The 8,520-nt window shown below is 72.1% G+C and carries 6 protein-coding genes; 3 read left to right on the forward strand and 3 right to left on the reverse strand.

Annotated elements, in window-relative coordinates:
* On the reverse strand, positions 1 to 815 hold an 815-nt coding region (locus tag FL311_RS37970; RefSeq protein ID WP_368668610.1), incomplete at its 3' end, for a YncE family protein.
* A gap of 258 nt (positions 816 to 1,073) precedes the next feature.
* On the opposite strand from FL311_RS37970, the gene FL311_RS37975 reads away from it, so the two are divergent.
* A complete protein-coding gene (locus FL311_RS37975) occupies positions 1,074 to 2,606 on the forward strand; it encodes a cell wall metabolism sensor histidine kinase WalK (RefSeq protein ID WP_141332556.1) in 1,533 nt (510 codons plus the stop codon).
* The gene (locus FL311_RS37980) at positions 2,603 to 3,295 is read left to right on the forward strand and encodes a response regulator transcription factor (RefSeq protein WP_141332557.1); all 693 of its coding nucleotides are present in this window, start codon (positions 2,603 to 2,605) and stop codon (positions 3,293 to 3,295) included. Before FL311_RS37975 ends, FL311_RS37980 begins: the two co-directional genes overlap by 4 nt.
* 9 nt (positions 3,296 to 3,304) lie before the next feature.
* Here FL311_RS37980 and FL311_RS37985 read toward each other — a convergent pair whose 3' ends face one another.
* A complete protein-coding gene (locus tag FL311_RS37985; RefSeq protein WP_141332558.1) occupies positions 3,305 to 4,003 on the reverse strand; it encodes a bifunctional 2-polyprenyl-6-hydroxyphenol methylase/3-demethylubiquinol 3-O-methyltransferase UbiG in 699 nt (232 codons plus the stop codon).
* A 202-nt stretch (positions 4,004 to 4,205) separates the two neighbouring features.
* Between FL311_RS37985 and FL311_RS37990 the strand changes: the two genes are divergently transcribed.
* A complete protein-coding gene (locus FL311_RS37990; RefSeq protein ID WP_141332559.1) occupies positions 4,206 to 5,810 on the forward strand; it encodes a hypothetical protein in 1,605 nt (534 codons plus the stop codon).
* A 95-nt stretch (positions 5,811 to 5,905) separates the two neighbouring features.
* Here FL311_RS37990 and FL311_RS37995 read toward each other — a convergent pair.
* Positions 5,906 to 8,520: amidohydrolase family protein (locus FL311_RS37995; RefSeq protein ID WP_228557346.1), on the reverse strand; the 2,615-nt coding region annotated here is incomplete at its 5' end.

Raw genomic sequence — 8,520 nt, forward strand, 5'->3', positions numbered from 1 at the left:
CCATAGAGCGACCCCCCAGGCCCCCGCCCGTCACTCGTGAGCGAGTCCTCGCGCGCCCACAACGTCGGCGCGAAGGCCCGCGCGCCGTCCGGTGCCACCACCACGTCCGCCATGCCTCGCGGACGGAACAGCACGTCCGACGAAGGGAAGGGAATCGGCTCATCCGCCACCACGCCCTGCCGCGTGTTCGCCCGCGCGTACAGGTCCGTGCCCTCGCGCTGCATGCGCGGCTGGTGCGCGTCCGACAGGTCCACCGTCACCAGGTCCGCGTGCCGGAACAAGCTGACCAGCGCCCTGCGTCCACCATCCACCAGCGCGACACCGCGCGGCTCCTCGCCCACCGGCAGCTCCCAGCGCACCTCCAACGTGCGCGTGTCCACCGCCATCAGCGTGCCGTACACCGAGGAGTCCAGCGCCGTGCTGTTCACCACGTAGAGCGTGTCCCCGTTGGGAGACACCGTCAGCCCCATCGGCTCCACGCCCACCGCCACCCGCGCGGCCTCGTTCCAGTCACCCCGGCGGATGACGGACACGCTGCGGGCCCCGCGGTTGGAGACGTAGACGGTGTCGTCCGGGCCCACCACCACCCGCTCCGGCCCCGCGCCCACCTTCACCTCGCCCACCTTCTGTCCGCTCGCGGTCTCCACCACGGCGAGCACGCCGGTGTCCGCGTCCACCACGTACAGGAAGGCGTCGTCCCGGCTGAGCGCCACCGAGCCCGAGGCGTTGGTCCACGCCGCTCCCGTGGAGCGGTCCTCGCACGCACACAGCCCGAGCGCCGCCGCCAGGACCCCGGCCAGAAGATGCCGCTTCATGAAGTCTCCTCTCGCGTCCCCCGACGGGACCCCACCCACCGTGCCTCATCGTCGGAAGTTGCCGCGCTGTGTCGGAGGGGAGGACACGCCCGGCCCTGGTCGCTCGCCTCCCCCGCGAGCCTGGCATGCTTGCACCAGACACCCCGCGAAGTCGATGGCCTCCCGGGGCGGCCTCCGGGTGCCGGACAGACGGCCTCGCCGCCCCCCAGGACGAAACGCCCGAGCGTGTCGCACCGGGTGGGAGTAAAGGAGTGGGACGTGTCCCGTTCGTCCTCCGTCATCCTGAGCTTCCGGCGCACCTTCGCCCTGCTCATCATCCTGGTGGTGCTGCCCTCCGCCGGCCTGTCCGGCTTCGGCGTGGTGGCCATCATCAACGAGCGCGCCGCGGTGGAGAAGCGCCTGGAGTCCGCCTGGCGCGGGACGCTGGAGACGCTCTCCCAGGAGCTGCCCCGGCAGCTCGCCGAGGCCCGGCTGGAGCAGGAGGCCGGCACCCTGCGCCTGGAGGCCACCGACGGCCGCATCCTCTCCGAGCCCGACGGCACCTTCCAACTGGAGGGCGGTCGCGCCATCACCGAGGACCCCCAGCTCGCCGAGGCCCTGGGCACCGTGCTGCCAGAGGTCGGCTCGCTCCCCGAGGCGCCCACCTTCTTCTCCCTGTCCACCGGTGGACGCTCCGTCGTCGTCGTGGCCGAGCGTGACGGCGCCGTCGTGCGCGGCGTCCGCCTGTCCGTGCGAGCGCTGGAGACGCTGATGACGGAGCAGGTGGAGCCACGCGCCGTGTCCAGCGAGCCAGTGCGCTTCGGCCTGATGCCCGTGCCCCGCGAGTCCTCCGGCGAGGGCGGCCTCATGGGCAAGCTCGTGTCGGAGGTGGCCCAGGCCCGCGCCAGCGCGCTGGGGCCGCAGGTGCTCGCCGAGCGCGTGCTGTCCCCGCCCCTGCAGGACTTCCGGCTGGTGGTGCTGCCCACCGGCGAGGACCCGGTGGCCCGCGCCTCCACGCGCAACCGCGCGGTGTACGGCGTGCTCTTGGGGCTCTTCTACCTGACGCTCACCTTCGGCGTCGTCTACACCGGCCGCGTGCTGTACCGCGAGGCGCGGCTGTCGCGCATGAAGACGGACTTCGTGTCCCTGGTGAGCCACGAGCTGCGCACGCCGCTCACCTCCATCCGCATGTTCATCGAGACGCTCGCCCTGGGACGCCTCAAGGACCCCGCGCAGATGCAGGAGGTCCTCACCCTGCTGACGCGCGAGACGGAGCGGCTGTCCGTCTTCATCGAGCGGGTGCTGGACTGGTCGCGCATCGAGGGCGGACGCAAGGTGTACCAGCGCGAGCCCCTGCCGGTGATGGACGTGGTGGACACCGCCGTGTCCGCCTTCCGCGCCCAGCGGCTGGAGGGCGGCGTGGACCTGAAGGTGGACGTGGCCGGCGACCTGCCGCGCGTGGACGTGGACAAGGAAGCCGTCGCGGGCGCGCTGCTCAACCTGCTGCAGAATGCCTACAAGTACAGCGGGCCGGCGGACCGGCGCATCCAGCTGAGCGCGCACCGCTCCGGCCGGTGGATTGACTTGACGGTGGAGGACAACGGCGTGGGAATCGCTCCGAAGGAACGCAAGCGCATCTTCGAGCGCTTCTACCGGGTGGACAACCTGCTGACGCGAAAGACGGAGGGCAGCGGGCTGGGACTGGCCATCGCCCGGCGTATCATCGAGGCCCACGGCGGCAGCATCACCGTGAAGAGCGAGCTGGGCCGTGGCAGCCGGTTCACCATCCACCTTCCGGTGCAGAAGGCATGAGCGACACGACGCGGCGCATCCTGGTGGTGGAGGATGACTTGTCCATCCTCACCGGCCTCTCCATGAACCTGCGCTTCGAGGGCTATGAGGTGCTCCAGGCCCAGGACGGCCGCACCGGCCTGCAGCGCGCGCTGGACGACAACCCGGACCTGATGGTGCTGGACCTGATGCTCCCGGAGCTCAACGGCTTCGAGCTGCTCAAGGAGCTGCGCCAGCGCGGCCGGGACACGCCCGTGGTCGTCCTCTCCGCCAAGGGCATGGAGACCGACAAGATTCTCGGGCTCAACCTGGGCGCGGACGACTACGTGGTGAAGCCCTTCGGCCTCCAGGAGCTGCTGGCGCGCATCAAGGCCGTGCTGCGCCGGCGCTACCCGACGCCGGGGGGCGCGCCGCCGGTGACGTTCGGCGACGTCAGCGTGGACATGAACGCGCGCACCGTGGCCCGGGGCGGCGCGGCCGTGGAGCTGACGGCGCAGGAGTTCAAGCTGCTGGCGCACTTCCTGGCGCACCCGGAGCGCACCTTCACCCGCGAGGAGCTCCTGTCCGGCGCGTGGGGCTACCACTACGAGGGCAGCGCGCGCACCGTGGACAACTTCATGCGCCAGCTGCGGCTGAAGTTCGAGCCGAACCCCGAGGAGCCGCGCCACTTCGTCACCGTCCGGGGCCTGGGCTACCGCTTCGAGAAGTAGCCGTGGGGCTCACGGCCCCGCGACGCCGATGTGGCGCGAGTCCTCCAGGTCGAAGGGCTTGCCGTCGAAGCGCCCGTAGCGCTCGCGCGGGATGAAGCCCGCGGCGGTGAGGGCGCTGTCCAGCTCCTGGGGCGAGAAGTGCCGCAGCTTGAGCCGGCGGATGGGGCTGGGCACGCCCGGCTGCTTGCGCTCGCGCAGGTGCAGGGCGAACAGCGGGCGGCGCGGCTCCAGGCCCGCGTTGGGCTCTTCATCATCGCGCGGGAGCACCGGCTCGCGCGGCGTGTTGAGCACGTCGTAGACGAAGGTGCCGTCGGGCGTGAGGTGGTGGCGCACCGTCGCGAGGAACGCCTCCAAATCATCATTGCCCGGCATCAACCCCAGCGCGTGCTGGGGGGCGAGCACCAGCGGGAAGCGGTCCGGCATCCGGAGCGCTCGCGGGTCCGCGACGAGGAAGCGGGCGCGGTTGGAGACCTCCGCGGGCTCCGAGGCGCGGCGCTCCTCGGCGGAGCGGATCATCACCTCGGAGGGGTCCACGCCCACCGCGGTGTAGCCGTGCTCGGCCAGGGCCCAGACCACCCGGCCGTTGGCGGCGCCCAGGACCAACACTGGCGCGCCGTGCTCGGCCGCCTGCCGCGTGTAGAAGAGGAGGTCCGGCTCCTGGCCCACCAGGGACAGCGGTGTGCGACCTCGCGCGTCGTTCCCACCCATGGAGGCAAGCCACTAGCACGTTTGCTGGGGTCTTCGGGACAGCGACTTGCCCTGGCAGGGCAGCCGATTGCCCACCCGCTGTCCGGGAGCGGACGAAGGGCGGCTTGGCGCGGCGGTAAACCCTGGCATCGGCCTTGCGATGCAGGTGCCCGGACGACGGTCGCCCATCCGGGGCGGTCCGGGTTTCGCGGGGTGGATGCGGATGACGCGGGGATGGCGCTGGGCGGGTGCGCTCTTCATGGCGGGCGCGATGTGGACCGTGGCGGGTTGCGACTCCAAGAGCAGCGACGAGTCGCAGCAGGACAACCCAGGCATGGACGACCCGGGCCCTCCGCCCGAGCGTCCGGGCCCCTCGGATGGGACGGACGCGGGCACGCCGGACGGCGGGGGCGGTGAGCCCACCGAGCCGGATGCCGGCACGCCGGACGGCGGGGGTGGCGAGCCCACCGAGCCGGATGCCGGCACGCCGGACGGCGGTGGCGGCCCGACGACGCCGGACCCGCGCGCGGACGCGGAGATTCCCCCGCTGCCCTCGGCGCCGGGCTGGCGCTTCTACGGCGCGGACCAGGGCGGCCCGCTCACCGTGTACGGCGTGAGCGCCGACGAGGCGGGCAACGTCTGGGTGGCCGGCGGCGAGGAGGGCCTGTTCCTGCTCAAGCGCGGCGCGGAGCGCTTCGTGCGCTACGGCATGGAGGACGGCCTGCGTCCGTACGGGTACATGGACGACGGCAGCACGCCGCCGGGCGCCAAGTACCTGAAGGTCATCTCCGTGGCGGGCGGCAAGGCGGGCACCGTCTTCGTCGGCTACGAGGGCATGCCCGGCAAGGGCTCCGAGCACTGCGAGAACAACTGGGACGGCCCCAGCCCCGACCCCGCGCGCTACAAGAGCGGTGACGCGGACAAGGTGTCGCTCAACGGCGACGGCACGCTGGACGTCATCCACTACGACATCTTCTCCGGCCCCAACGTGGTGGCCGCGGAGCCCCGCGGGCGCGAGAAGCTCTGCAACATCCTGCGGCTGCGCTACGACAAGCGCACCAACAGCATCTGGTTCGGCGGCAACCACGGCTTCGCGCGCGGCAACGCGGAGTTCAACGGCGCGCCCATGTGCAACGGCCAGCTCAACTGCACCGGCGTGTTCGAGCACGTGCACCCGCACGTCAACGCGCTGGACGCCAACGGCCGGGTGATTCTCCTGACGGACGCGTACTACGGCGTGGCGGTGGACCCGGGCGGCGACGTCTGGTTCGGCGGCTCGGACCGCACCACGCGCTTCCGCTACGGCACGCTGGGCGGCAACTTCTGGCGCGCGCAGACGGGCTCGGAGAACGACTCCAGCAACAAGCTGGACCTGTGGCCGGACGCGAAGCCGGAGTACTCCACGCCCGCCGAGCGCGTGCCGGACAACATCTCCGGCGCGGTGGTGGCCAACGACGGCACGGTGTGGCTGAGTTCCTTCAGCAACGGCCTGGTGCGCATCGACGCGAACGGCACGGTGCTGGGCCACCTGGGCAAGGGCTCGGGGCTGGTGGACAAGTACCTGTCCGCGCTCGGCAAGGACCCGTCCGACGGCAGCATCTGGACGGGCGCGTCGTGGGGCGGCGGTCTGTCGCGCGTCAAGGGCGGCAACATCACCAACTATGGCCTGGACGTGTTCGGTCGCCGCTACGGCATGTCCCGGGTGAGCGACATCCAGGCGGATGCTTCCGGCAGTGGCCGGCGGATGCTGGTGTCCTTCCTGGGCTACCAGGACTCCACCACCAAGAAGTGGGTGGCGGGGGTCATCGGCATCTATGAAGGGAACTGAGTCGGGCCCGCGCCTCGTGTCCCGATGAAGGCACGCGGCGGCCGTCCTCCTCGGGGGACGGTCGCCGCGTGGTTAATTTCAGCGAACGTCCCGCGCTACTTCGCGGGCAGCGCGCGGTGCTTCTCGAAGAGCGCCTGCTGACGGCTGACCAGCGGCACCTGCCGTCCCGCCAGCCACATGCCCAAAGGCCGCGTGGCCGACTCCAGCGGGTCTCCGTTCCACAGCACCACGTCCGCCGTCGCGCCCGGGGCAAGCCGCCCCACCGGCAGCTCGAGCGCGTCCGCGACGTTCGACGTCATCGCCTTGAGCGCCTCGGTGTGCGGCAGGCCCCAGGCCACCGCGTTGCCCGCCTCCTGCGCCAGCGTGCGCACCATGCCGGGCTCGCCCAGCACGGAGAACAGCACCTTCACGCCCGCCGCGCCCAGCAGCGCCGACGCGTCCAGTCGGCTGTTGAGCCGGTCGAAGTCCAGCGGCAGGTTCTGCGTGGGCTGCAGAATCACCGGCACCTTCGCGTCCGCCAGCTCCTTCGCCACGAGCCACGCCTCGCTGGCCCCGGCGATGACGAGCTTGAGGTTGTACTCGCGCGCGAGCGTCAGCGCCGCCCGGATGTCCGACGCCTTCTGCGCCACCATCACCACCGGCAACTTGCCCGCGAGCACCGGCTGCAGCGCCTCCAGGTCCAGCCGGCTCGCGCCCACGTCGCGCATGCGCCGCTGCTCGAAGTCACCCTTGCGCCGGCCGTACTCGCGCGCGTCCGACAGCACCTCGCGCAGCCGCTCCATCACCAGCGCCCGCGAGCCCGACACCGCGTCCCGCCCGCCGATGCCCAAACTGATGTGCATCGCCAGCGGCGTGCGTCGAACCGCGCCGTCCGTCGACACGAGCGCGCTCTGTCCCGAGATGAGCCCGCCGTGCTGCACCGTCAGCGCGCTGGTGACGCCGCCCAGCCGCGCCACCGCGAACGCGGCGGACACGGGGTTGACGTCCTCCGCGGACACCAGCGCCGCGCGCACGTCGCGCTTGTTCGCCTCGCCGCGCAGCCCGTCGTCCTGCGTCGACACCTCCGCGCCCACCTCCACCAGTCCGAGCTGCGTGAGCGGGTCCACCAGGCCCGGCGTCAGCACGCGGCCCTTGCCGTCCACCGTGCGGCACCCCGAAGGCACCGCGCCGCCCTCGCCCTGCTGGCGCACGCTCGCGACCTTGCCGCCGTCCACCACCACCGTGGCGCCCTTCACCCAGGCGGCGCCCGTGAAGGCCGTCACGCCCTGGAACACGGTGCAGGCCTCGGCGCCCAGCGCCAGGGGCTGCGCGCACTCGCGCGTCTTCGTCACGTCGCAGCGCTCGGTGAGGCCCAGGTCCGTCAGCGACGGCACCGGCGCGGACGCGGCCACCAGCTTCGCCGGGCCCTGGGCCATCTCGCCCACCTCGAAGTCGCTCGCCTCCACCGCGCCCGAGCTCGCGTCGAACGTCACCACGCCGTCCGCCCACACCTTCTGGGCCCGCGCGTAGACGCTCAGCGGGTGGCCCTTCCACAGCACCACGTCCGCCATCTTCCCCGGCTCCAGCGAGCCGGTGACGCCCTCCACGCCCATCACCCACGCGGCGTTCAGCGTCACCCAGCGCAGCGCCTCGTCCTCCGGAATCGGGATGCCCGACTCCCGCGCGCGCCACATCGCCTTGCCGGCCTCCTGGTTCAGCCGCTGGATGCCATAGGCGGAGTCCGAGTGGATGACGGCCTTGCCGCCCGCCTGCGACACCAGACCCGCGTTCTCTGGGATGCCGTCCCACGCCTCCAGCTTGAAGCCCCACCAGTCCGCCCACGTCGCCACCGCCACGCCCTTGGCGGCCAGGCTGTCACGGACCTTGTAGGCCTCCAGCGCGTGGTGGAAGGCGCGAATGGTGTAGCCCGCCTCCTGCGCCACCTGGAGCATCACCTCCATCTCGTCCGCGCGGTAGCAGTGGTTCTGCACCAGGATGTTGCCGCGCAGCACCTCCGCGAGCGTCTCCAGCTTCAAATCCCGCATCGGCTCCGGCCCCGCCTCGTCCGGGCTCTTCTCCTTCTTCTTCGTCCACTCGGCCCGCCTGGCCATGTAGTCGCGGGCCTGGGCGAAGGCCTGTCGGTAGCCGGCCACGTTGGCCATGCGGGTGGCGGGCGCCATGTTGCGCCCCGCGCCGTAGACGCGCCGGGGGTTCTCGCCACACGCCATCTTCAGCGAGTCCTTCGCCCCCGGGAAGCGCACCTCCGCCGCCGAGCGGCCGAAGTGCAGCTTCACCGGGAAGCCCCGGCCGCCAATCAGGTTGGCGCTGCCCGGCAGCACCAAGAGGGACGTGACGCCGCCCGCCGCGGCGCGGCGAAGCCCGGGGTCCTGCGGCCAGAACGAGTGCTCCGCGGAGACCTCCGCCGTCACCGGCGCGGTGGCCTCGTTGCCGTCCGAGTTGGAGAAGGAGTCGGGCGACGCATAGACGCCCAGGTGGCTGTGGGCATCGATGATGCCCGGGGTGACGTAGAGGCCGGTGCCGTCCACCTCCTCGGCGCCCGGGGGGCTCGTGACCTCGGCGTTGCGTCCCACCGCCGTCAGCTTGCCGTCCACCCAGGCCACCGCGCCGTCCTCGATGGCCGGGCCGGAGGCGGGCAGCACCGTGGCGTGGCGCACCACCACCGCGCGCGTCTGCTTCCAGACACGCGTGGCCCCGGGGGGCGCCTCGGCGG

The sequence above is a fragment of the Myxococcus sp. AB025B genome (genome assembly GCF_006518215.1).
GTDB lineage: Bacteria > Myxococcota > Myxococcia > Myxococcales > Myxococcaceae > Myxococcus > Myxococcus fulvus.